General features: G+C 71.3%; 38 protein-coding genes. 32 read left to right on the top strand and 6 right to left on the bottom strand.

The features are described from left to right. Positions 1 to 33: 33 nt before the first annotated feature. A complete protein-coding gene (locus OO63_RS33920) occupies positions 34 to 258 on the bottom strand; it encodes a hypothetical protein (protein ID WP_030357935.1) in 225 nt (74 codons plus the stop codon). A gap of 160 nt (positions 259 to 418) precedes the next feature. Between OO63_RS33920 and OO63_RS42620 the strand changes: the two genes are divergently transcribed. The 19 genes from OO63_RS42620 (at position 419) to OO63_RS33825 (ending at position 11,152) form a co-directional block, all read left to right on the top strand. Then, positions 419 to 1,306 carry a hypothetical protein gene (locus OO63_RS42620; RefSeq protein WP_030357934.1) on the top strand — a complete coding sequence of 296 codons (888 nt, stop codon included), beginning with the start codon at positions 419 to 421 and terminating at the stop codon, positions 1,304 to 1,306. A 9-nt stretch (positions 1,307 to 1,315) separates the two neighbouring features. After that, the gene (locus OO63_RS33910) at positions 1,316 to 2,050 is read left to right on the top strand and encodes an ATP-binding protein (protein ID WP_033264718.1); all 735 of its coding nucleotides are present in this window, start codon (positions 1,316 to 1,318) and stop codon (positions 2,048 to 2,050) included. After that, positions 2,047 to 2,676, top strand: coding sequence for a PDDEXK family nuclease (locus tag OO63_RS42615; protein ID WP_030357932.1), 630 nt, complete (start codon positions 2,047 to 2,049; stop codon positions 2,674 to 2,676). Before OO63_RS33910 ends, OO63_RS42615 begins: the two co-directional genes overlap by 4 nt. Continuing rightward, entirely contained in the window at positions 2,673 to 2,864 is a 192-nt protein-coding gene (locus OO63_RS33900; protein ID WP_030357931.1) for a hypothetical protein, read from the top strand. Before OO63_RS42615 ends, OO63_RS33900 begins: the two co-directional genes overlap by 4 nt. Before the next feature lie 68 nt (positions 2,865 to 2,932). Further along, complete coding sequence (locus OO63_RS33895; protein ID WP_030357930.1) at positions 2,933 to 3,403, top strand: hypothetical protein; 471 nt, start codon at positions 2,933 to 2,935, stop codon at positions 3,401 to 3,403. A 28-nt stretch (positions 3,404 to 3,431) separates the two neighbouring features. Further along, entirely contained in the window at positions 3,432 to 4,028 is a 597-nt protein-coding gene (locus OO63_RS33890) for a hypothetical protein (protein ID WP_030357929.1), read from the top strand. Between the two features lie 35 nt (positions 4,029 to 4,063). Continuing rightward, positions 4,064 to 4,684 carry a hypothetical protein gene (locus tag OO63_RS33885; protein ID WP_063750490.1) on the top strand — a complete coding sequence of 207 codons (621 nt, stop codon included), beginning with the start codon at positions 4,064 to 4,066 and terminating at the stop codon, positions 4,682 to 4,684. Between the two features lie 66 nt (positions 4,685 to 4,750). Continuing rightward, positions 4,751 to 5,671: a hypothetical protein gene (locus OO63_RS33880; RefSeq protein ID WP_030357927.1), complete on the top strand. Its 921-nt coding sequence runs from the start codon at positions 4,751 to 4,753 to the stop codon at positions 5,669 to 5,671. Beyond that, positions 5,668 to 6,588: a LuxR C-terminal-related transcriptional regulator gene (locus OO63_RS47440; RefSeq protein ID WP_051811431.1), complete on the top strand. Its 921-nt coding sequence runs from the start codon at positions 5,668 to 5,670 to the stop codon at positions 6,586 to 6,588. The genes OO63_RS33880 and OO63_RS47440 overlap by 4 nt, the downstream gene beginning before the upstream one ends. Positions 6,589 to 6,960: 372 nt before the next feature. After that, on the top strand, positions 6,961 to 7,194 hold the full coding sequence (locus OO63_RS33870; protein WP_030357925.1) for a hypothetical protein: 234 nt from the start codon (positions 6,961 to 6,963) through the stop codon (positions 7,192 to 7,194). Beyond that, the gene (locus tag OO63_RS33865; protein ID WP_033264717.1) at positions 7,191 to 7,391 is read left to right on the top strand and encodes a hypothetical protein; all 201 of its coding nucleotides are present in this window, start codon (positions 7,191 to 7,193) and stop codon (positions 7,389 to 7,391) included. The genes OO63_RS33870 and OO63_RS33865 overlap by 4 nt, the downstream gene beginning before the upstream one ends. Then, a complete protein-coding gene (locus OO63_RS33860) occupies positions 7,388 to 7,852 on the top strand; it encodes a hypothetical protein (protein WP_030357924.1) in 465 nt (154 codons plus the stop codon). Before OO63_RS33865 ends, OO63_RS33860 begins: the two co-directional genes overlap by 4 nt. After that, positions 7,849 to 8,247, top strand: a complete 399-nt coding sequence (locus OO63_RS45050) for a hypothetical protein (RefSeq protein ID WP_051811430.1) — start codon at positions 7,849 to 7,851, stop codon at positions 8,245 to 8,247. Before OO63_RS33860 ends, OO63_RS45050 begins: the two co-directional genes overlap by 4 nt. Then, entirely contained in the window at positions 8,244 to 8,459 is a 216-nt protein-coding gene (locus OO63_RS33850) for a hypothetical protein (RefSeq protein WP_030357922.1), read from the top strand. Before OO63_RS45050 ends, OO63_RS33850 begins: the two co-directional genes overlap by 4 nt. Further along, positions 8,456 to 9,184: a hypothetical protein gene (locus OO63_RS33845; RefSeq protein WP_030357921.1), complete on the top strand. Its 729-nt coding sequence runs from the start codon at positions 8,456 to 8,458 to the stop codon at positions 9,182 to 9,184. The genes OO63_RS33850 and OO63_RS33845 overlap by 4 nt, the downstream gene beginning before the upstream one ends. Next, positions 9,181 to 9,822, top strand: coding sequence for a hypothetical protein (locus OO63_RS33840; protein WP_030357920.1), 642 nt, complete (start codon positions 9,181 to 9,183; stop codon positions 9,820 to 9,822). The genes OO63_RS33845 and OO63_RS33840 overlap by 4 nt, the downstream gene beginning before the upstream one ends. A gap of 97 nt (positions 9,823 to 9,919) precedes the next feature. Further along, positions 9,920 to 10,297, top strand: coding sequence for a hypothetical protein (locus OO63_RS33835; RefSeq protein ID WP_030357919.1), 378 nt, complete (start codon positions 9,920 to 9,922; stop codon positions 10,295 to 10,297). A 13-nt stretch (positions 10,298 to 10,310) separates the two neighbouring features. After that, entirely contained in the window at positions 10,311 to 10,841 is a 531-nt protein-coding gene (locus OO63_RS33830; protein WP_030357918.1) for a hypothetical protein, read from the top strand. Then, the gene (locus OO63_RS33825; RefSeq protein WP_030357917.1) at positions 10,838 to 11,152 is read left to right on the top strand and encodes a hypothetical protein; all 315 of its coding nucleotides are present in this window, start codon (positions 10,838 to 10,840) and stop codon (positions 11,150 to 11,152) included. The genes OO63_RS33830 and OO63_RS33825 overlap by 4 nt, the downstream gene beginning before the upstream one ends. A 104-nt stretch (positions 11,153 to 11,256) precedes the next feature. On the opposite strand, the gene OO63_RS33820 is transcribed toward OO63_RS33825, so the two are convergent. Beyond that, positions 11,257 to 11,472 carry a hypothetical protein gene (locus OO63_RS33820; RefSeq protein WP_030357916.1) on the bottom strand — a complete coding sequence of 72 codons (216 nt, stop codon included), beginning with the start codon at positions 11,470 to 11,472 and terminating at the stop codon, positions 11,257 to 11,259. Positions 11,473 to 11,610: 138 nt separating this feature from the next. Between OO63_RS33820 and OO63_RS33815 the strand changes: the two genes are divergently transcribed. After that, complete coding sequence (locus OO63_RS33815) at positions 11,611 to 11,994, top strand: hypothetical protein (RefSeq protein ID WP_030357915.1); 384 nt, start codon at positions 11,611 to 11,613, stop codon at positions 11,992 to 11,994. A gap of 102 nt (positions 11,995 to 12,096) precedes the next feature. Here OO63_RS33815 and OO63_RS42600 read toward each other — a convergent pair whose 3' ends face one another. Beyond that, entirely contained in the window at positions 12,097 to 12,459 is a 363-nt protein-coding gene (locus tag OO63_RS42600; protein ID WP_078619533.1) for a DUF6221 family protein, read from the bottom strand. Between the two features lie 413 nt (positions 12,460 to 12,872). On the opposite strand from OO63_RS42600, the gene OO63_RS33800 reads away from it, so the two are divergent. The 11 genes from OO63_RS33800 to OO63_RS33770 all read left to right on the top strand — a co-directional run bounded on the left by OO63_RS33800 (position 12,873) and on the right by OO63_RS33770 (position 17,044). Further along, on the top strand, positions 12,873 to 13,184 hold the full coding sequence (locus OO63_RS33800; protein WP_033264716.1) for a hypothetical protein: 312 nt from the start codon (positions 12,873 to 12,875) through the stop codon (positions 13,182 to 13,184). Then, entirely contained in the window at positions 13,181 to 13,351 is a 171-nt protein-coding gene (locus tag OO63_RS46145; RefSeq protein WP_169786651.1) for a hypothetical protein, read from the top strand. Before OO63_RS33800 ends, OO63_RS46145 begins: the two co-directional genes overlap by 4 nt. After that, a complete protein-coding gene (locus tag OO63_RS33795) occupies positions 13,348 to 13,560 on the top strand; it encodes a hypothetical protein (protein ID WP_030357911.1) in 213 nt (70 codons plus the stop codon). The genes OO63_RS46145 and OO63_RS33795 overlap by 4 nt, the downstream gene beginning before the upstream one ends. A 59-nt stretch (positions 13,561 to 13,619) precedes the next feature. Beyond that, the gene (locus OO63_RS42595) at positions 13,620 to 14,891 is read left to right on the top strand and encodes a hypothetical protein (RefSeq protein ID WP_051811428.1); all 1,272 of its coding nucleotides are present in this window, start codon (positions 13,620 to 13,622) and stop codon (positions 14,889 to 14,891) included. Further along, the gene (locus OO63_RS45715; RefSeq protein ID WP_157854112.1) at positions 14,888 to 15,061 is read left to right on the top strand and encodes a hypothetical protein; all 174 of its coding nucleotides are present in this window, start codon (positions 14,888 to 14,890) and stop codon (positions 15,059 to 15,061) included. Before OO63_RS42595 ends, OO63_RS45715 begins: the two co-directional genes overlap by 4 nt. After that, a complete protein-coding gene (locus OO63_RS33785) occupies positions 15,058 to 15,267 on the top strand; it encodes a hypothetical protein (RefSeq protein ID WP_030357909.1) in 210 nt (69 codons plus the stop codon). The genes OO63_RS45715 and OO63_RS33785 overlap by 4 nt, the downstream gene beginning before the upstream one ends. A 7-nt stretch (positions 15,268 to 15,274) precedes the next feature. Next, on the top strand, positions 15,275 to 15,448 hold the full coding sequence (locus tag OO63_RS45710; RefSeq protein WP_157854111.1) for a hypothetical protein: 174 nt from the start codon (positions 15,275 to 15,277) through the stop codon (positions 15,446 to 15,448). Positions 15,449 to 15,456: 8 nt separating this feature from the next. Then, positions 15,457 to 15,978, top strand: a complete 522-nt coding sequence (locus tag OO63_RS33780) for a hypothetical protein (protein ID WP_157854110.1) — start codon at positions 15,457 to 15,459, stop codon at positions 15,976 to 15,978. Continuing rightward, complete coding sequence (locus tag OO63_RS33775) at positions 15,975 to 16,403, top strand: hypothetical protein (protein ID WP_030357907.1); 429 nt, start codon at positions 15,975 to 15,977, stop codon at positions 16,401 to 16,403. Before OO63_RS33780 ends, OO63_RS33775 begins: the two co-directional genes overlap by 4 nt. 86 nt (positions 16,404 to 16,489) lie before the next feature. After that, positions 16,490 to 16,636: a hypothetical protein gene (locus OO63_RS45705; protein ID WP_157854109.1), complete on the top strand. Its 147-nt coding sequence runs from the start codon at positions 16,490 to 16,492 to the stop codon at positions 16,634 to 16,636. A gap of 147 nt (positions 16,637 to 16,783) precedes the next feature. Further along, positions 16,784 to 17,044: a hypothetical protein gene (locus OO63_RS33770; protein ID WP_030357906.1), complete on the top strand. Its 261-nt coding sequence runs from the start codon at positions 16,784 to 16,786 to the stop codon at positions 17,042 to 17,044. A gap of 48 nt (positions 17,045 to 17,092) precedes the next feature. Here OO63_RS33770 and OO63_RS45700 read toward each other — a convergent pair whose 3' ends face one another. The 3 genes from OO63_RS45700 to OO63_RS45695 all read right to left on the bottom strand — a co-directional run bounded on the left by OO63_RS45700 (position 17,093) and on the right by OO63_RS45695 (position 18,307). Next, positions 17,093 to 17,281 carry a hypothetical protein gene (locus tag OO63_RS45700; protein ID WP_157854108.1) on the bottom strand — a complete coding sequence of 63 codons (189 nt, stop codon included), beginning with the start codon at positions 17,279 to 17,281 and terminating at the stop codon, positions 17,093 to 17,095. A gap of 247 nt (positions 17,282 to 17,528) precedes the next feature. Continuing rightward, positions 17,529 to 18,074: a hypothetical protein gene (locus OO63_RS33765; protein WP_157854107.1), complete on the bottom strand. Its 546-nt coding sequence runs from the start codon at positions 18,072 to 18,074 to the stop codon at positions 17,529 to 17,531. Between the two features lie 2 nt (positions 18,075 to 18,076). Next, on the bottom strand, positions 18,077 to 18,307 hold the full coding sequence (locus OO63_RS45695) for a hypothetical protein (RefSeq protein ID WP_157854106.1): 231 nt from the start codon (positions 18,305 to 18,307) through the stop codon (positions 18,077 to 18,079). Positions 18,308 to 18,400: 93 nt separating this feature from the next. Here OO63_RS45695 and OO63_RS33760 point away from each other — a divergent pair, with 93 nt between their 5' ends. Then, positions 18,401 to 18,739 carry a hypothetical protein gene (locus tag OO63_RS33760; protein ID WP_030357904.1) on the top strand — a complete coding sequence of 113 codons (339 nt, stop codon included), beginning with the start codon at positions 18,401 to 18,403 and terminating at the stop codon, positions 18,737 to 18,739. Positions 18,740 to 18,858 lie beyond the last annotated feature (119 nt).

Below are 18,858 nucleotides of genomic sequence, written 5' to 3'. Positions count from 1 at the left end.
TGCGGGGCCCGGAGGAGAGAGGAGAAGGCGGTGTCAGGAGGCAGATGCCTGCTCTTCGACTTCGCGGACGAGGCGCCGCACGTGCTCGCGCGTGTACCCGGTCTCCGCGACGACTTCGCTCTGCTTCATGCCCCCGTGGATGGCCCTGGCCATGGCGATCGCGAGCACGGCGCGCGCATCGTCGGCGCGCTTCTCGGCGGCGTTCTTGGCCCGTACCGCCTTGCGCAGGGCGGCGACGGTCTCTTCGGGGGCGGGCATGTCGGCATGTTCCCACACCGATGTGGCCTCATCAAAGTCCACCGCACCACGCAACATCACAGTGGCCACATGAATGTGGCATCATGGGTGTGCGGCAGGGATCCGTGAACTCGCGGAGTTCACCCATGCCTTGACCAGCACGAACGAGAGAAGACCGCCCGTGGGAATCCGCCTGTTCGTCGAGGTGCTCGATCACGCGCCCGAGACGCTGACCTGGCGCGAGCGATACGCCCTGGCCGTCCTCGCCGAGAACGCCAACGACTCCACCCGCGAGTGCTGGCCCGGCATCGAGGACGACCCGGCGATCGCCCACAGGATGCGCCTGCCCGGACGCTCCAGCCGGTACGAAGTGATCAAGGCGCTGCGGAAGAAGGGCGCCCTCGAAGGTGTCTCGGCGGGGCATCGCGGGCGCCGCGCGGTCTACCGAATCCCCGCCCTCAGGTCCGCAAAGGGTCCAGGTTCTCCGGACCCTATCGACGAGAAAGGGTCCGGGAACCCCGGACAAAGCGTCCAGGAACCCCGGACCCAATCCGAGGAAAAGGGTCCGGAAACCTCGGACCCAATGAGCGAGAAAGGGTCCGGGAACGACCCCGAAAGGGTCCGGGAACCACATGGAAAGGGTCCGGAAACCCCGGACCCCTTCCCCTCAGTCCCCTCAGTAACTACCCCCTCAGCTAGCAAGCAGGAGAGCCAGCCCCCCGCGCCGCTCGACTACGGCATCCCCGAAGCCGCACGCCCCCTCATCGACAGCCTCACCGCCGCAGGCGTCATCGTCCGCTGGCCCTTCAAGGGCAACCAGTGGTTCCCCCTCCTCGCCCTCATCGAGAAGACCGGCGTCCCCGCCCTCGTCGCCCACGCCATCAAGGCCGCCGGACGAGCCCCCGAACCCGTCGACTCCGCCAAGTACTTCCTGCGCGGCTGGAGCGAACTCCCGCCCATGCCCGCCCCCGACACCGAACGCCCACCACTGCGTGCCGTGTCCGGCGGCTACCAGCCGTACCGCGAGCCGACCCCCGAAGACCGCGCCTCCGACCTCGGCCACTTCTAGGAGCCCCGCATGAACGACCCCGAAAGCCTCGCCGAGAACCGACCCACGATGCTCGCCCGGCTCATGGCCGGAATCGCCGAACACGCACCCCGCGTGACGGCTGGCCCCATCGACGACGCCCCGACCCCGGACGAGCCCGGCCACCCGGAGTACCACCGTCGTCAGCGCGCCGAGTTCGCCCTCGCCCGCTGGCAGAACGCCGTCCCCTACCGCTACCGGCAGGCGACCGCCGAGCACCCCGTCATCCGAGCATGGGCCGACCGCGCCGCCGCAGACATTCGTGACGCCGGGATCCTCGTCCTGCACGGGAACATCGGCACCGGCAAAACCCACCAGGCGTACGGGGCGCTCCGCCGGATCGCGGAAGCCGGGCCGAAGCGCTTCGAGATGATCGCAACCACCGCCCCCGACCTCTACGGCCTGCTCCGCCCCGGCGGATCCGACAAGGGCAGCGAGCACGAGCTGAAGCGGCTGCGCCAGATCCCACTGCTCCTCCTCGACGACCTCGGCACCGAGAAGCTCTCCGAGTTCACCGAGGAGACCACCACCCGCATCGTCAACTACCGCTACAACGAGTCACTTCCACTGCTGATCACCACCAACCTTCCCATCCAGACCGGCGCACCCACACCCGACCTGGTGACCCGTCTCGGCGACCGGCTTGCTTCCCGCCTCGCGCAGACCGCGACCATCGTCGGCTTCGACGGCCCCGACCGCAGGCGCGGACTCCGGAGCGTCTCGTGACCGACGAACCCACCATCCACGCCGTCCCCACCCAGTACGCGGGCACCCTCTTCCGCTCCCGCCTCGAAGCCGACTGGGCCCACACCCTGAGCACCAACGGCACCACCTGGCAATACGAGCCCGAGACCATCACCCTGCCCTCCGGCACCGTGTACATCCCCGACTTCTGGCTGCCCGAACTCGGCACCTGGATCGAGGTCAAGGGCCCCGGCATCCCCCGCGCCGAGAAGACCGCCGAACTCGCCCAGACCCGCGCCTGCCACTGCGCGCGAGAATGCACCTGCCGCTGGCCCGGCGGTGAACTCGTCATCCTCGGCCGCACCTCCCTCGGCCCACTCCCCGGCGCGCGCGGTCACCGGCCGACCTGCGGATACGCCAACTGGGAAACCCCGTACGGGCCGTCCGCCTACTCCGTGACGTGCCCCGCCTGCCGCCGCGTCCAGTGGATCACCCTGCGTCGCCCGTGGCGCTGCCGCGCGTGCCGCAACGGCCTCGAAAAGCAGCCCGTGTACCGAGCCGTCGACAGGCAACTCCGCTTTGCCGAGGCCACCTCCGGACTCGGCAGCGCCTTCACGATGCCGGACCTCGGCAGCCCTTTCACCGACGACACCGGAGCCACCCAGTGATCCGCCTCGACCTCCCCGACATCCCCACCACCGACCGCCTCATCGAAGCCCTCCACGTCGCCGCCGGCGCCCGCGAAGGCACCCCCCAAGCCACCGAATGGCGCCGCATCGCCCGCGACCTGGAGACCGCCCTCGACCACCTCGGACCAGCCCCACCCGAACCAGTCCACCAGACCGCAGCCGCCTGACCGCGCACCGCCGGACACAACCCGCACCCCATCCGCCCGTCACCCCAACACCCCACCAGGAGCAGCACATGACCACCGCCGACCTGCCCCACGACGCCTACATCACCGCCGTCACCGACACCCTCGCCGAGGTCGGACTCGACCCCGCGGACACCTGGGCCGACGACTGCGACACCCGCGGTACGTACCGATACCTGCGCGCCGGCCTCCACTTCACCCCAGAGGACACCTACGGAGTCGACCCCGGGCGCTGGCCGGACGGTCTGCAGCTGCTCTGGGAGTGGCACCCCGGCGTCGAGGAGGGTGAGGCCGAGAAGGGACCGGTGTGGCTGTGGGCGAAGCGGCTGCCTGACGGCTCCAACACCGACCCCGTCCCGCTGCTCGTGCCGGGGTTCGCGAATCCGGTGCAGGTCGCCTGGTCGCTCGCGGAACTCATCAACACCGGCGCCACGCCACGCCAGCGCATCGGCGAGTGGGTGTGTGCGACTTCCACGGCCGCAGCGTGCGAGGCCTGGGCCGCGGACGAGACCAGCGAGTGAACCCCAACCCGATTCGAAGGAGCAGCCCATGACCAGCCAGCCCGACCCGCTCACCGCCGAGCAGCTCGACCAGATCGAAGCCCGCGCCAACGCCGCCACCCCCGGCCCCTGGTGCACCGACGCCTGGGAGATCTACCAGGGCACCGAGTACCAGCCCGGTATCTCCCTCTGGATCGGCGAGACCTGTCGCGGCACGAGCAGCCCGGAGCAGGACCGCGCAGACGCCGCGTTCGTGGCCGCGGCCCGGACGGACGTGCCCGCGCTCCTCACCGAAGTCCGCCGGCTCCACGCCGCCCTGGAGGAGATCCGGCACCTGCACAAGGACTCGCCGATGGGCCCCTGCCCGCTGTGCATCGACGCTGACGCCGCGGCGGCGGGCGGCGACGGCCTCGTGCCCTTCCCGTGCCCGACGGCGCGTCTCGCGGGCGCTCAGGACTGCGACCCGCCGCACATGCGTGAGGGGCGGGAGGCCGCCGCGTGCGGGAAGTGCGGGACGCCGTTCGCCCCGGCCGACACCCGCCACGACGGCCACGCCCGACACGGCCTGACCGACTACTGCCGCCGCTGCGTGGACCGCTGCCACGAGTCCACCGACTTCGCCCACGCCTGCGCCGTCTGCCTCTGACCACCAACCCGACCCGACACCACCAGGAGGACCACATGCCCGACCGCCCGTACACCGACGACGATCTCCGCCACGAAGCCGCCCGCCAGCACCGCGCCTCCCTCGACGACCCCGACTTCATGGGCATCGGCGAGCAGATGGACGGCTCGCGCATCGAGTCGACCGTCACCGACCCCGGCGCGCCCGTCACCACCGTGGCCGGAGGCCGCACCTGGGACATGCTCGCTCGCGACGACTTCGACGCGGCGCAGCGCAGTATCGACGACCTGCTGACCGGCGCGGCCGACACGTCCGAGTGGGCCATCAATCTCGGCGCCGACGGCCTGGTCCCGTCCACCGAGCACGAGATCACGCTCAACGCAGGGCGTCCGCTCGCCCGCATCCACTTCGCGTTCGAGCCGGACATGCCGGAGGACATGCGCACTGGCCTCGTCGAAGGCATCGGCGACGCCATCAACGAGGCGGGAGTCGAGCGCGAAGGCGACTCCGACGGCGACGTCTTCGACCTGATCTCCGAGATCGCCTCACGGCTGCGCGACGCCACCGACAGCGGCGAGTACCACGCCGTCGGCCTGATCTACGACCTCGCGAACGGCCGCACCACGATCGCCGAGGCGCGCGCCGAGCTCGCGGAGATCACGTTCCGCCATGTCTGACAGGACGGCCCGCCCCGTGGCTACCGGGGCGGGCCGCACCCCCAGCACACCACGAACCCACCGGAGATGACCATGCACACACCGCCGCCCGACCGCCTCACCCTCAGCCGCGGCGAGCTCGCCGCGCTCCTCGCCCACCACGCCGATGTCATCGCCGCCCGCTGGCGTACCGCTGACGGCCCCGGGGCCTGGCTCGCCGCCAGCACCCTGGACTCCCACGCCGACGAGCTCACCGCCGACGAGGAGACGCCCGCAGTCCGCGAGCTGCTCGACTCGGTCATGTCGTTCGACGCCGAGCAGCAGCCCGCGGCCGCGCTGTCTGCGCCCGCCGACGCCGGCCTCCGCGACCGCATCGCCGAAGCCCTGATGCAGTGGGCCGAAGGCAACAACGACCCGAAGTACGCCGCGTACCGGCGCTCGGCCACCGTCACGAAGAACGCCTACAGCCGCGCCGACGCGGTGCTGGCCGTCCTCCCCGCGCCCACCGCCCGGGCCGCCGTACTGTCCGCCGAGGAGCGGCAGTTCCTCACCTTCGCCCTGGACCTGGCTTTCGACCGCATGGTGTCCGACGACGGGTTCACCGACGCCGACGATGCCGCCCTCGCGAAGCTGCGCCGCATGGCCGACGAGGCGCAGCAGGCCGCCGAGCCGGAGGTGTTCAGCCCGGAGGTCGTCGCCTACGAGCACCCCACCCGCCCCCGCGCCTACCTGTGCCGCCAGCACGGCGACGGGACACCCGGCCTGACCCCGCTGGAGTCCGACGACCTGCCCGACGGCGGGATCTGCGACGAGTGCGGGGTCGACGTGCTCATCCCGCAGGGCGGTACGCAGCGACCCGACGTCGTGCACGGCTGCCCTCCCGACGGCTCCGGCCTCACCCCCTGCTGCGGACGGCCGCCCTTCGAGCTGCCGCTCACGGACCGGATCAGCAGCGAGGCACCCACGACCTGCCCGGGCGTCACCGAGCCCGCCCCGGGGCCGTCATGACCGCCACCTTCACCCGCCGACAACTCGCAGTCATCACCGAACTCGCCCACGGCCACAACACCCACCACATCGCCACCACCCTCCACCTCCCCACCGACGCCATCCGCTCCCGCATCCACCGCGCCGCCACCCGCACCGGCATCCACCGCTCCCGCCATGCCCGCCTCGTCCACCACGCCTACCTCCACGGCCACCTCACCCCACCCCCCACACACCAGCCCCCCACCGACCTACCGCCGCTCCTCGCCCACACCCTCGACGCCATCACCCGCGGACTGTCCGTACCTGAGACCGCCGCCGAACTGGGCGTCACCCCCGGCATCGCCCGCGACTACCGGCGCCACCTCTACCGGCGCCTCGGCGCCTGCAACCAGGCCCACGCCATCGCGATCGCCTGGCAGCAGGGCATCTTCACCGCCGTACCGCCCGCCCCGGCGCCCGAACCGCCGGCCCCGCCGCCCGACACCAGTCGGTTCACCGCGCAGCAGCGCCGCGTCGTCGCCGGACTCGCACGCGGCCACGCCGAGGAACAGATCGCGCGCGCCCTGTTCCTCAGCCCTCACACCGTCCGCGCCCACATCCGTGGCGCCGCCGCAGTAGCGCGGCTCAGCAGCCCGTACCACCAGCGCCTCGTCGAGTACGGCTACCAGACCGGGGCCCTCGCCAGGCTCGCGCCGGAGCCACGCGATGTGCAGCCTCTGCCGCGGCGGCTGGTCCAGGTCCTCGACGGTGTGCGGCGGGGCCTGCCGGACTGCCAGATCGCCGCCGAGCTGGGGGTGTCGGTCCCGACGGTGCGCACCCACGTGCGGCGCCTCCTGCGGGCGCTCGGTGCGCGGACGCGGGCGCATGCGGTGGCGCTGGGCTGGCAGGCGGGACTGCTCGGCCCGGGTGTGGTGGAGGGGCGGGATGCCGCGTGATCTTCGTGGTGGCGTTCGTCGTCCTCGTCGTCGCGGCGGCCGGTCTTCCGCTGGCGCACTGGGCGCACCTGCCCCCGATGCCCCGCCGCGCACGCCAGACGCTCGCGTGGCGGTTCAGTCGAGGCGTACGGGCCGCGAGAAGAGCCCTGAGCGCCCGTCTCCCGGCCGAACGCCGCGCGAGCGTCCCTCGCGAACTGCGGCCCGCAGAACGGCTCTCAGGGCCCTGCAGGGCGCTCCGCCCGCATCGCACCCCGACAGCCCCGAAGCCCCACACGCCCGCCTGAGCCCTCCAACCACCCCGCCGGTCCCCGAACGCCACCAGGCCGGGGACCGGCCCCCACAGCCCTGCTACAGCCCCGAGAAGAGACCTCAATGACCGACACCGAACCCGCCAACCCCGACGACCACTGGGGGCCCACCCGCCGACCACGTGGCCGAACCCGCGCCCTCACCCCCGAGCAACTCGCCCTCGCAGACGACCTCCACACCCGAGCGCTCGCCCTACGCGTCGCGTCCGAGGACGGCCTCTCCATCCGCGAGGCCGTCAACCTCGCCGCCGTCCAGCTCGGCATGGAACCACCGACCAGCGGAAGCGAGCAGCCGTGACCACGCCCTGCCCCAACCCCACCTGCCACAACACCCGCCGCAGCGGACTCCTGTGCAGCCACTGCTGGTTCGCCCTCCCCATCGCCACCCAGGCCGCCCTCACCCGCTGCGACGCCCAAGCCACCACCCGCGTCCGCCAGCTCCACGCCCAACTCGCCGCCCGCGTACCGCTCTCAGAGATCGAGGTCACCCCATGACGACCGACCCCACCATCACCGACCTCCGCCGCGAGCTGGAGAAAGCCCGCCTGGCCCTCGTCGATGCCCAATCCCACCTGTCCGCCCATGCCCACATGAACGCCGCCCTCCACTGCGCCACCGAGGTCTTCTTCTCCCCGCTCCACGCCAAGGTCACCGCCGCCATCGCGGGCATCGAACACGCCCTCAACCGCACGCAGGCCACCGTGACAGCCACGCCGCTCCTGCCCCGAGAAACCACCGACCTCCTCAAGGTCCTCACCGACCTGGACCGGTGCATGCACGGCCGCCACCAGGGCGACGAATGCGGTTCCTGCGGCGGCCCGTCCAAGGGCAACCACCACCTCAAGCCCGGCACCGTCATCGGCTACGGGATACACGGCGACCAGATCGTCATGCCCGACCGCGAGCACAAGCACGACCCTGCCGCGTGGCGCGTCCGGCCGGAGGCGAAGCCATGACGAGTCGCCGCCGCACCGCGATCGCCTGCTACACCGGCGCCGCCCTCCTCGCCACCGCCGCCGCGTACACCGGCCACCACGGCCACGTCGTCCCCACCGTCGGGCTCGTCTACGGCGTGCTGACCCTGCTCTGGTGCGGGCGGTGCGACGCCGCCGCTGACCGCCGCGTGCGGGCCCTGATGCAGCGCGCCGAGCGCGCCGCCCGGCCCGCGTCTCCGCCCCCGCCCGCCCCGTGCTGCTCGTTCTGGCAGCACTCCGACGGCGAAGTCCACGCACCCGACTGCCCGCGGCCGACCGCCGCCCGCACACCCCAGGACGGGGCGCCGCTCGACGCTCACGAACGTGCCGTCATCGCCGACATCGAAGCCCACTACGACCACGGGACCGCCGCATGATCACGCCCGGCCAGACCTACCGCTCCTGCAACCCCCGCGAGACCACCCGCCTCCGCATCGAGTCCTACCGGCCCGGCGACGCACACGCCCGCGTCGCCGACGCCACCACCGGCAAGCGACCCCGGTGGATCCTCGTCGGCCAGCTGCACGACAGCCCGCTCACCTGGGACGGCAAGCCCCGCCGTACCGGCTACGTCCTGGAGCAGCCGTGAACGATCGCTACACCGTCGACACGATCACCGACGACGCCCTCGATGCCCTGTACGCACGCGCCGAGCGGGCCGAGGCCGAGCTCGACCGCCTCCGCGAGGGCGAGGAACCCTACGAGGACCCGCGCGTCGAGCTGAGCAACGGCCAATGGCTGTACAGCTTCAACAGATTTGACCCCGCTCGCCGCCTCCAGATCATCGACGACATGCGGCGAGCAGCACAGCTCGGCTCCAACTGCTTCCTCGCGGACCACGACACGCGCCTCACGGATGACCGCAAGGCGTGGGTGATCGTCGCCCGGATCCGCGACGTCGTCGACGAGATGGAGCGGATCACCGGAGCTCGGCACTGGGCTCGCATCCTGCGCACGGCCCTCGACGGCCCCGGCTCGGCAACGACCCCAACGACCGACCCTCTGCCCCAAGTCGGCTGGTACTGCTGGCGCGGCGGCGGCCACCTCACCGCCGAGCCCTGCCGCAGCGACAACATACCCATCCACGCCCCCGCCGAATGGGCCACCGACATGGAAGCCGAGATCCGGCGCCGCTCCGATGACGAGCCCGGCGACACGGACATGACCGAGGCCGCCATCGACCACGCCATGGCTGTCGGTGAACCCGTCACGATCGTCGCGCCGCCCCGGCCCGCCCACGACGAGGGCCCGAGCGTCCGCGAATGCGCCGACGCCGACCGGAACCACGACGTCGAGATGGGCGGCGACCGATGACCGACTGGACCCCGCCCCCACCCGGCGACACCCGCGAACAACTCCCCACCCACCTCCTCGACCTCATCACCCCCGAGCCCTACGAATCCACGGCCTGCCAGACCGCGCGGCTCCTCGACGACGCAATCCGCCAGCACCCCGGGCAGGCCGCCGAGCTCACCATGTGGCGCGACCGCCTGTACGCCCGCTGCCGGATCAACCACAAGTTCACCGGCGAGCTCTGCACCAACGCCCACCACCGCCACGAGCACGCGCAGCCCACAGGCTCGGCGCCCGTCCAGGACATCACCATCACTCGCCAACGCGGCCACGGCCTCATCGTCAACTCCGCGCCGCAGCACACCCGCATGACGCTCACAGCACTCGCCGACCACGGGTGGGGCCTGAGCATGGTCGGCACCGATCAGATCAACATCGCCGATCAGGTGCTGTACCAAGTCGTCGGCTACGACGCAGAGTCAGCGTGCCTGCTCCTGGGGTTGGTGGAGGACTGGCGGCGGCCCGTCGCCGTCACGTTCGACCGGCGGCTCGGCGAGGACGAGATCAAGAAGTTCGAGGCCGCGTGGCGGCGCCGGTACGGCAGTGGCCAGGCGCACGCGACACGGCCGATGGTCCACGAGGAGGAGCCGGAGACCTGAGCGCGACGAAGGGGCGCGCCCACAGACCTCCCCAGGCCAGGCACGCCCCTCCCCGGTGGACTCACCGTACGCCCCACTGCACGCACAGGAGCACGACATGGGAACCAACTACTTCGTCCGCACCCCGCCCTGCGCTGACGCGTGCGCACACTGCTCTGCCAGCGAGGAACTCCACCTCGGGAAGTCCTCCGCGGGCTGGCGGTTCCTCTTCCAGGCCGGCCAGGACTGGCCTCGCGAGAAGGCGTACAGCCTGTGGGTGGAGCGCGCCAAGTCCGGAGTGATCAACGACGAGTACGGCCGGACCGTCACCCTCGACGAACTCCTTGCACTGGTCGAGGCGAAGCAGGGCGGGCGCAGCCACACCGCGTACGACCCCGAAGCCCGCCGCGTCCACGGCGCGGCCCTGTACGACAGCCTGCGCGCCTCGGATTTCGAGTGCGAGGGCTTCGACTTCTGTGACCGGCACTTCTCCTGAGAGGGGCACGTTCGTGCCTGACCTGCACGGCTGGATCACCCAGCAGATCAACGCTCACGAGCACCTCGCCCGCGAGACGACGAGCAGCCTGTGGCAGATCGCGCTCGGCGAGGACAGCGTGGCTGCCACGGTGCTGCGCCGGTGCACGGCCGACCGGAAGATCCTCGAAGAGCACCGACCCCAAGGCGGCGGCTGGCCGTCCCACTACGCCTGCGAGGGCTGCGGCTACGACGGCGGGTACTGCCCCGAACCGATCACCAGGCACATCAACGACTGCCCCACGCTGCTCGCGCTCGCCGAGGGCTACGGCCTCACCGACGAACAGCGCGCGCAACTGGACCGGCCCGAGCTCGAGCGGCCCACGCCGACCGGGCCGTCCCTGATCCCCGAACCGCTCGCCGAGGCCATAGCCAGGCGGCTCCTCGCGAACTTCATCGGCTTCCAGCCCGCCGGGCCGAGCCCGGAGGAGAAGGCGCTGGAGATCCTGGAGCCCGACCTGAAGAAGATCAGCGGCTACGTGCCCATGCCCAAGGAGATCCCGTGAACGCTCGCCTCATCTCCAGCAAGACCCTCTGGGGCCTCCACCAGGCCCAAGGGCGCACCCACGAGATCGCCGACTGGGCACGCGCCAACAGCCTCGACCCCGACGTGATCTCCGTCGACCACGACCTGATCGTCGAGGACGGCGCCGACGGCCGCGTCATCCGCTACCACGAGCAGCTCCGCAACGCCGACGGCGCGAAGTACGCGTGCTCTTGCGGGGAGCATCCGGCCGTGGAGGAGCGCATCGTGCCGCTCGTCGTGGAGCCGCCGGAGATCTGGCCCGTGTACGCCGTACCGGACTCCCCGCGGTAGCCGCGATCCGGACAGCACGCGGCCCGCCGCTCCCAACGGGAACAGCGGGCCGAGGTGTGAGTGCCCCCCTCACGGTGACGCGACACGACCGTACGCCCGCCCCGTCAGCGGGTCCAGACCTCGGGACCGCCGCCACGCCACTCGATCAGCGGGGAACGGACCACGTCCATCTCATCGAAGGACTGGAGCCCGGCCTCCTGCATGAACCGGGCGACATCGCGCACGCTGTACGCCAGGCCGAGGATCGTGCCGTCGACACGGACGCGCCGGGCGCCGTCCTCGTCGGGCGGGTAGATCACTACGGGCGTGCTGGAGGCCATGATCCCAGCGTGCGTCAGACGGACCAGTCCGGCACGCCGACCAACTCCCCTGATGTATAGCACGCTTGACATGACTGCTGGTGACTGCCACTGTATGCATAGCGCGCTACACGGGGTGGCGCTGGAAGGGAGCACACCATGAAGGTCACCGCGCAGCAGATCAAGACCCTCTGGGCCACCAACGGCACCATCGATCGCGGCGACGACCTCCCGCCCGTCACCCTCGAAGACTTCGAGGGCCTCGACATCGACACCGACGACGACGGCACCCCCACCGAAGACATGTGGCAAGTCCTCGCCGACCAGGTGAACAGCGAGATCCCCGACGCCCACCCCGGCCCCACCGCCGAGGGGGACCTCCTCGACGACATCGCGACCGCAGCCCGCGCCATCACTAACGCCGAAGAACACCGAGACAGCCTCATCCGCGCCGCCATCGGACGGGTCCCTGTGACCGCCATCGCGAACGCTGCCGAGCTGACGCGCGCCCGCATCTACCAGATCCGCGACGGCCGCCGGTAGCACTGCGACACCGGGCGAGCTACTCCACGCCGCCGTCGACGAGCGCACGTCAGGCCTGCCCGCTGGTCGCTGGACGGCCGCATAGCCACACGCCCACAGGGGCTACAGCCGCCACTCCTCGCGGAATCCCGGCCGGTCCGCGTATACGGCGGCGTCACGGCGGATCACCCGTCCCAGCACCTGCCGCTCCGCACGGGCCGTGTTGTATCCGGCGGTGTCGTTGTCGCGCGCCGCCCGGTCCATCGCGTCCCCGGCGGCAACGTACTCGGTGAGCACCCGCCGCTTGGCGTCGATCTCGCGCAGCACCCGTGCCGGGTCAGCGAACGCTGCGATGTGGAGCGCCACGGGGGCCGCCGCGTAGGAGCGGGGGATCCCCGTCACAATCTCGGGCGACGTATTCGCCTCGCTCAGGATCCGCTCGTCCTCGTCGAGCTGCTCGCCGAGCCACTGCACGAGATCATCCACGCCGCTCACTCCTCAGGGTCCTCAAGGTCCGTACGCCGCCCTTGACGAATCCCAGCCTGGCGCTCCGCCCAGTACGTATCGAACCAGGCCACGTCGTACTGCGGGCGCGAACTGCCCGGCTTGAACACAGGGTCAGGCCACCCTTCAGCGGGGTTCGTGGCGAGTCGATGGATCAAGGTCCGACTCCTGCCGACACGCTCGGCAAGCTTGGGGATGGTCATGGTCTCCCTCTCCGGCTGAGGCCGCTCGGGGGATTCAGGCATGGGTCATCCTCTACGAGAAGTGTGGACATTGTCCACACTTCTCGCTACGGTCGATTCGGCAACGGTTAAGGCCCCCGGCCCGGCGTTGGAGCGCCATATGGGCCGGGGGCCGGACCCACCAAAACAGCGACGAAATGGCAGGTCCTAGCCATGGATCGTATCCACCACACCGCGCCTCCTGAAGCCCCGCCGCCCGCCCCGCCCACGCCCTCGTACGCGTCGCAGGTCCTCACGACCGCGGCCGACGTGCTGGAGGACATGGGCGAGGACCGCCGCGTCACCGAGCGCACGCTGCGCCGAGCCCTGACGGTCGCCGTCGCCGCTCGCCTCCACCGTCTCCCCACCGCCGTCGTCAACGCGGTCGTGAAGCGTGTGTGGGAGGCAATCCCCGCAGGCGTCGAGGGCAACACGCACCACGTCCAGGCCCAGGTCCTCCGCGGCGCCGCGAGGGGGCTGCGATGAATCAGCAGCCCACCGAGGTCGAGCGCATCGCCGCCCTCCAGCAGGCAGCCGCCAGGGACTACGCCCACGCGCACGACCCCGCCACCCAGGCCGCCGCACGCGACCAACTCGCCCTCGCCCGCGCCCACGGCGCCGAGCAGGCCGCCACCCCGGGAGGCACCAGGTGACCACCACCTTCGCCGAGCCCTGGCCCGACGGCGTCATCGCCCGCTACCTCACCGTCGCAGGCGCCACCGTCGACCTCACCAGGCGCGGCGAACACGCCGACTACCGCTGCACCGGCTGCGGCTACGCAGGCCATCGCTGGGTCGAGCGGGTCGCGCGCGAGCACGCCCAGGGCCACGCGGAGAAGTGCCGCGCGCTGCCGCGCCCCTGACGCACCGACCGGCCGGGCCCTCACCGCGCGGGCCCGGCCCTTCCACCCGGAGCCACACCGTGAAGACCCGCACCATCAAACGCAAGCGCCTCGTCCCACACACCCTCGACGGCAAGACCCGCATGGTCCCCGACGAGGAGATCACCCAGGTCCCCCTGCCACCCCGCGACTGGGACCAGATCGCCCTCAACACCGTCACCGTCATCGTGACCACCCTCGTCATCGCGTGCGTGGTCTGGTCGACCGTCTCCATCGGCGACCTCCTCGACCGAGTCGTCGCCGAGCCCGCCGCGTACGGCGCAGCCGCCGTGTTCGACCTGGCCTGGATCGCCCTCATGATCATTGAGTGGCTGGCCCGCTACACCCCCTCGCGCGCCCGCCCGGCACAGATCGGCGGCGGCATCGCCCTCGTCGTCGCCATGGGCGCCGTCGGCACACACGGCTGGCTCGCCGGAAACGCCGCCACCGGCATCGTCGGCGCCGTCGTCTCCGGACTCGCCAAGGGCACCTGGACGATCCTCCTCGCCTACCAGTCCGCCCCCCTCGACAACCGCACCGCCGCGTTCCTGGAGCAGGAACTCGGCGAGGCCGGCGCCGAGCTCGCCAGGATCCCCGTCGTCCGCCGCGTCAACCGCGCCCGCGCCATCCGCGACGCCGAAACACGGGCCCTCGAAGCAGCAGACGAAGCGGTTCCCCGCGCCAGCACACCGGCAGAAGCCCGCGACACCGCCCAGCCACCGCTGAGCACCGAACTCCGGGGCGCAGCGGGCACACCGGTCGACGACCTCTCGACCCTGCACGGCACGCACGGCCCGGTCGTGTACTTCCTCGCCAGCGGCAACCACATCAAGATCTCCACCACCCGTGGCCTCCCCGACCACAGCGATCTCCGCTGCGCCATCCACGGCGGCCCCGACATCCAACGCCGCATGCACGCCCTCTTCGCCCCCTACCGCGTCGGCGACACCGACTGGTTCGAGAACACCGGCGACCTCGCCTCCTTCATCGACCAGCACACCCACGCATCACCTGATACGCCCGATGATGCGCACGACGCATCACCTGACGCGGATGATGCGAACCCTGATGCGCCGCAGGTCAGCGAGCCGCAGCAGCCCCCGGTTGCACTGCCGCAAACCTCGAACAAGACCGAGCTGATCCTCTACGCATCATCCATGCTGCAGCCTGATGCGCACGCGCGCCCGGCCGATATCGCGCTGCTCCTCGCGCAGAACGGCCACGCCGTCGACACCGCGTACATCCGCACCGTGCTGTCCCGGAACCCGCGGCCGGAGGACGGGGTCGGCAAGGGCGGGGGTGGCTACGCATGATCTACCTCGTCCACGCCGCCGGGCTCACCGCCTTCGCCACCGCCGCGATCCTCACCGCCGCAGCCCCCACCACCCGCTACCGGCCCGTCCTCATCGTGCGCACCGCCGCCGTCGTCCTGGCCATCGCCTGCCTGCTCACCGCCTGCGTCCTGAACGCGGTGAACCCATGAGCGACACCACCGTCTGGCGGGACGTCGCCGACGCATGGCACCTGTTCGTCCTCGCCGGACTCGCCAGCCCCACCAGCGCCGTCCTCACCGAGCTCGTCGCGCTGCTCCTGGCCCTGTCCGCCGCAGCCCACGGCCACCGGCGCCCCGCCGCCACCCTCACCGCCGTCACCGCCACCGCAGCCCTCGCCGCCCACCTCATCCACTGAGGCACCCGTGACCAACACACCCGCCCTCGACGCCCTGTTCCCCACCGCAGCCCTCATCGGCCTCCTCGGCCTCTGCACCCTCGCGCCCCGCCGCGCCCGCCTGCTCTACCTCAGCCCCATCAGCGCCACCACCCTCGCCATCCTCGCCCTCGCCATCCTCGGCGTCGCCGTCCTCCGATAGGACCCACCGTGACCCCGCTCGGAATTCCCGTGTACACCGCCGTCTCCCTCGGCGGCGTGACCGTCGGCCTGTCCCTCGCCGCCTGGGACATCACCCGCTGGTGGGCCAGCCACAAGAAGCGCCTCGCGCTCAAGTCCTTGCGCGCCTTGGCCCCGTTCGTGCTCTGCATGCTCTACGGCGCCCTGCTCGTCCTCTCCGCCGGCGGCATCATCGGCGGCATCGCCGACTGGTCCCTGTGGGGCACCAACCAGGTCGGAGAGTTCGCCTTGGTCTACGGCGTCGGCGGCACGTCACCCGACGTCACGCGCACCTCGTACCTCTCCCTCACCCCGGGCGGACACGCCGTCGTCATCATCGTCACGGTCATCGTCGCCGCCGTGACGAGCCGCCGCGGCCTGCGCTGGGACTTCGTACGCGGCATCCTCGCCGGAATCAGCCTCGGCCTCGCCTCCAGCATCGCCGGGGTCGTCGGCTACATCACGGCCCCCGTCGTATCCACCGCGGGCGACTACGTCGCGGGGCTCCTGTGAAGGCGCGCGCGGCCGCCGCGGGCCGCCGACTGTGCCGCGGCACGTGGCTCGGAATCACCGCGTGGGGACGCTGGCAGACCGCCACCGACGCGCGCGCCGCCGGGCGCGGGCCCGCCGCCCTCGCCCACGCCGCCGGAGTCCTCCTGAGGCGCCTGGTCCTCGCCGTTCTCGCCGCCACCTTCTACGGACTGCTGCTCTTGCGGGCCCCGCACCTGATCTACGCCGTGCCGGTCGTGTGGCTCTACGGCGCATGGCACATGTCCGATTCGTCCGCCACTCCCCCACCGAGAGGGGTGGCCCCTCTCGGCGACGTCATCGCAGATGAGACGGGCGACGTCGAGCGAGTAGACCTCATCGCAGAAGGGGTTGGCTGCATCATCCACCCAGTCCGCGTCGAGGGCACCCCCACCCAGCCCACCGACTGACCCACACGCCCCGGGGCGGCCGCCCTACCGCCAAGCAGTCGGCCGCCCCGGACCACCCATCCCGGACACGAGACAGGAGCCTCCTCGTGGCACCGCTCCCGCAGGACATGCCCACCCGAGCACCCGACGACGCCGAGCCCGACCCCCACTACGGCACCGACTACCAAGCCAACCGCGGCGGCTGGTACCCCACCGCTGAGAAACCCGTCCCCGGCACTCCACAGGACCGCTGAACGCCCGCCACACTGGCATCTCACGCCGGGTAGCGCCCGGCACCGGCCCCGCCGCGCTACTCCGTCGCGGCGGGGCCTTCGCCGTTCCCGCCCGATCACCGTGCGCGCGCCGCTACGCTCCGGGCCACACCGACCTCTGGGGGCACCGTGGCCAGTTACAGCGACGTGCAGAAGGCCGTGCGCGTGGAGAAGTTCCGCATCTGGGCAGCCTGGTTCTGCGGCGGCTGGGTCGGCGTCGGCGTCATGGTCACCACCAAGGAAATGAAGCCGTGGGGCCTCGTCGCGCAGGTCGTATTCATCGGCCTCGGTGTCGCGGCCACCGTCACGGCGGTGCGGATGACGAACGCGCTGAACCGGCGGGCCGAGCGGGAGCGGCGCGCGGTGCTCGGCGACGACTACCCGGGGTGAGCCCGGGTGCGCAGCGGCCCCGCTCCGGTTGTCCGGGCGGGGCCTTCGTCATGCGGTGGGGAGGCCTCGCATCCGGCGGGCGTCGGCGGTCAGGCCGAGTGCTTCGGCGTCGTCTGGGTCTGTGATCGCGCGGCCGGGGCTGAGTTCCACGGGCCGCCCGCGCGCGGGCGGGGTGGCATGTAGACGGCCACCGCGCGGGCGCTGGAGCAGGGCGCGCAGGCGTGCGGTCAGGCTCATGGTGTGGGCTCCTCGTCCGGGCGCACCGGGCCCGCGCTCGGTGCCTGCTCTCGCATGTCCGGCAGAGCACCTCTACTGAAGTCGCCCCAGAGTGCGCCGCTGTTCAGGTGCCAGCCGTCAGGGGTAGGGGCCTCGCCACTCGGCCACTCAAGCTTCCGGTCTCGCAGGAACGCTTGGTAGTGGCCTTGCGGGCGCTCGCACTGAACGCGGCGGCCGCCGCCCTTCTGCAGCAGCGCAGTGCACCGGCTCACAGGGTCACCACCCTTGGGTCAGGTCCGACAGGGATGGTCCGTCGCTTGATCCGCTTGCGAAGGACGGCCAGTTCGTATGCGGCCCGCAGCTGGCACACGGCCATGTCGATCGTGCGCTTCGACAGGCCGCCGCTGCCGTCCCGCTTCCCGTGCTTCTCCATGTAGCTGACCATGAAGTCGATGTCGTCGCGCTCAACGTACTGCGAGCGGTACTCGCCGATCAGCTCGCGCACGATGCGCAGCGAGCGGCGGTAGTTGTCCTGCGTCCGCTGCACGCAGGTCAGCGACTCCATGTAGTCGTCCAGGATCTCGTTGACGGTCGGGCCACCGTTCAGGACGTTGTCCAACGCCTCTTGGCACTCCTGCTCCGTGTCGTACGGGCCGATGCGCGGCTGTCGGCGCATGCCGTTCGGCGCGGCAGGCCGCTCGTACCGGGCGTACCACTTCCCGTGATCCGGGTTGGCCAACTGCTGACACCGCTTGCCGAGCGGGCTCTTCGTCTCGGGGTCACGGCATGAGCAGAGCTTGGCTGGCTTGGCCACGATCAGGCTCCCTTCTTCGGCCCTGGCTTGGCAGGCTCGATGCCATTGTCCCGAGCGATACGCCTCACGTAGGCGGCTGTGAAAGGCGAGCGAGCAGTGACGTCGGTCGGCCGCTCGCCCGCTCGGAGGGCTTCAACCACGGCAGCTGCCGCCGCTTTCTGTGCCGCGTCGTGCACCGCCTTGGCCTCCCGGTAACTGGCCGTTGCCTTGTCGAGCTTGGTCATCGGATCCATGCGATACAGAGTAGCGCAATCCCCTTGCGCTACATAAGGGTGAAGCGCTAGTGTGTATCGCAACAGACAAGCGCAACACCGTAGGGGGACCCGATGAACGACTGCAGCCGCAACGCCCGCCGCATCCTCCGCGACCGCACCCGCACCAACCGCGCCGCCGCGAAGATCCGCCGCCAGGGCAACGGCACCCTCGCCACCCACTGCATCGCCGCCGGACTCGCCCCCAAGGAGGCCCGCACCGTCGCCAGCAGCCTCCGCAAGAACGCGACCAAGGCAGGCGTCACCGGCACCTCCTCCGTCAGCTACACCCACGGCCGCGCCCGTCAGTGCACCCGCTACACCCCCGCACAGGTCGCCGCGATCGCCGTCATCTACCGCCCCCGCAAGGCCGCCTACAAGACCGCCGCCGCCCGCCTCGCCCTCGCCGCCTGAGCCAGAGAGACGCACATGCCTGTTAGGCGGCACTGATCATGCTCACGGGTGGGGCATTCAGGGTGCCGATGGTTGAGAAGCGGACTGCCCCGCAGGGGCGGTCCCTGCGGGGCAGTTGT

The sequence above is a fragment of the Streptomyces alboflavus genome (assembly GCF_000716675.1).
GTDB classification, from domain to species: Bacteria; Actinomycetota; Actinomycetes; order Streptomycetales; family Streptomycetaceae; genus Streptomyces; species Streptomyces alboflavus.
Note: the sequence above shows the minus strand (reverse complement) of the source record. Positions and strands in the feature narration are given on the sequence as shown.

Coding starts and splice junctions, on each gene's coding strand:
- OO63_RS33920 (WP_030357935.1), bottom strand. CDS start 258: ATGCCCGCCCCCGAAGAGACCGTCGCCGCCCTGCGCAAGGCGGTACGG.
- OO63_RS33910 (WP_033264718.1), top strand. CDS start 1,316: ATGAACGACCCCGAAAGCCTCGCCGAGAACCGACCCACGATGCTCGCC.
- OO63_RS33895 (WP_030357930.1), top strand. CDS start 2,933: ATGACCACCGCCGACCTGCCCCACGACGCCTACATCACCGCCGTCACC.
- OO63_RS33890 (WP_030357929.1), top strand. CDS start 3,432: ATGACCAGCCAGCCCGACCCGCTCACCGCCGAGCAGCTCGACCAGATC.
- OO63_RS33885 (WP_063750490.1), top strand. CDS start 4,064: ATGCCCGACCGCCCGTACACCGACGACGATCTCCGCCACGAAGCCGCC.
- OO63_RS33880 (WP_030357927.1), top strand. CDS start 4,751: ATGACCATGCACACACCGCCGCCCGACCGCCTCACCCTCAGCCGCGGC.
- OO63_RS47440 (WP_051811431.1), top strand. CDS start 5,668: ATGACCGCCACCTTCACCCGCCGACAACTCGCAGTCATCACCGAACTC.
- OO63_RS33870 (WP_030357925.1), top strand. CDS start 6,961: ATGACCGACACCGAACCCGCCAACCCCGACGACCACTGGGGGCCCACC.
- OO63_RS33860 (WP_030357924.1), top strand. CDS start 7,388: ATGACGACCGACCCCACCATCACCGACCTCCGCCGCGAGCTGGAGAAA.
- OO63_RS45050 (WP_051811430.1), top strand. CDS start 7,849: ATGACGAGTCGCCGCCGCACCGCGATCGCCTGCTACACCGGCGCCGCC.
- OO63_RS33850 (WP_030357922.1), top strand. CDS start 8,244: ATGATCACGCCCGGCCAGACCTACCGCTCCTGCAACCCCCGCGAGACC.
- OO63_RS33840 (WP_030357920.1), top strand. CDS start 9,181: ATGACCGACTGGACCCCGCCCCCACCCGGCGACACCCGCGAACAACTC.
- OO63_RS33835 (WP_030357919.1), top strand. CDS start 9,920: ATGGGAACCAACTACTTCGTCCGCACCCCGCCCTGCGCTGACGCGTGC.
- OO63_RS33820 (WP_030357916.1), bottom strand. CDS start 11,472: ATGGCCTCCAGCACGCCCGTAGTGATCTACCCGCCCGACGAGGACGGC.
- OO63_RS33815 (WP_030357915.1), top strand. CDS start 11,611: ATGAAGGTCACCGCGCAGCAGATCAAGACCCTCTGGGCCACCAACGGC.
- OO63_RS33800 (WP_033264716.1), top strand. CDS start 12,873: ATGGATCGTATCCACCACACCGCGCCTCCTGAAGCCCCGCCGCCCGCC.
- OO63_RS46145 (WP_169786651.1), top strand. CDS start 13,181: ATGAATCAGCAGCCCACCGAGGTCGAGCGCATCGCCGCCCTCCAGCAG.
- OO63_RS45715 (WP_157854112.1), top strand. CDS start 14,888: ATGATCTACCTCGTCCACGCCGCCGGGCTCACCGCCTTCGCCACCGCC.
- OO63_RS33785 (WP_030357909.1), top strand. CDS start 15,058: ATGAGCGACACCACCGTCTGGCGGGACGTCGCCGACGCATGGCACCTG.
- OO63_RS45700 (WP_157854108.1), bottom strand. CDS start 17,281: ATGAGCCTGACCGCACGCCTGCGCGCCCTGCTCCAGCGCCCGCGCGGT.
- OO63_RS45695 (WP_157854106.1), bottom strand. CDS start 18,307: ATGGATCCGATGACCAAGCTCGACAAGGCAACGGCCAGTTACCGGGAG.
- OO63_RS33760 (WP_030357904.1), top strand. CDS start 18,401: ATGAACGACTGCAGCCGCAACGCCCGCCGCATCCTCCGCGACCGCACC.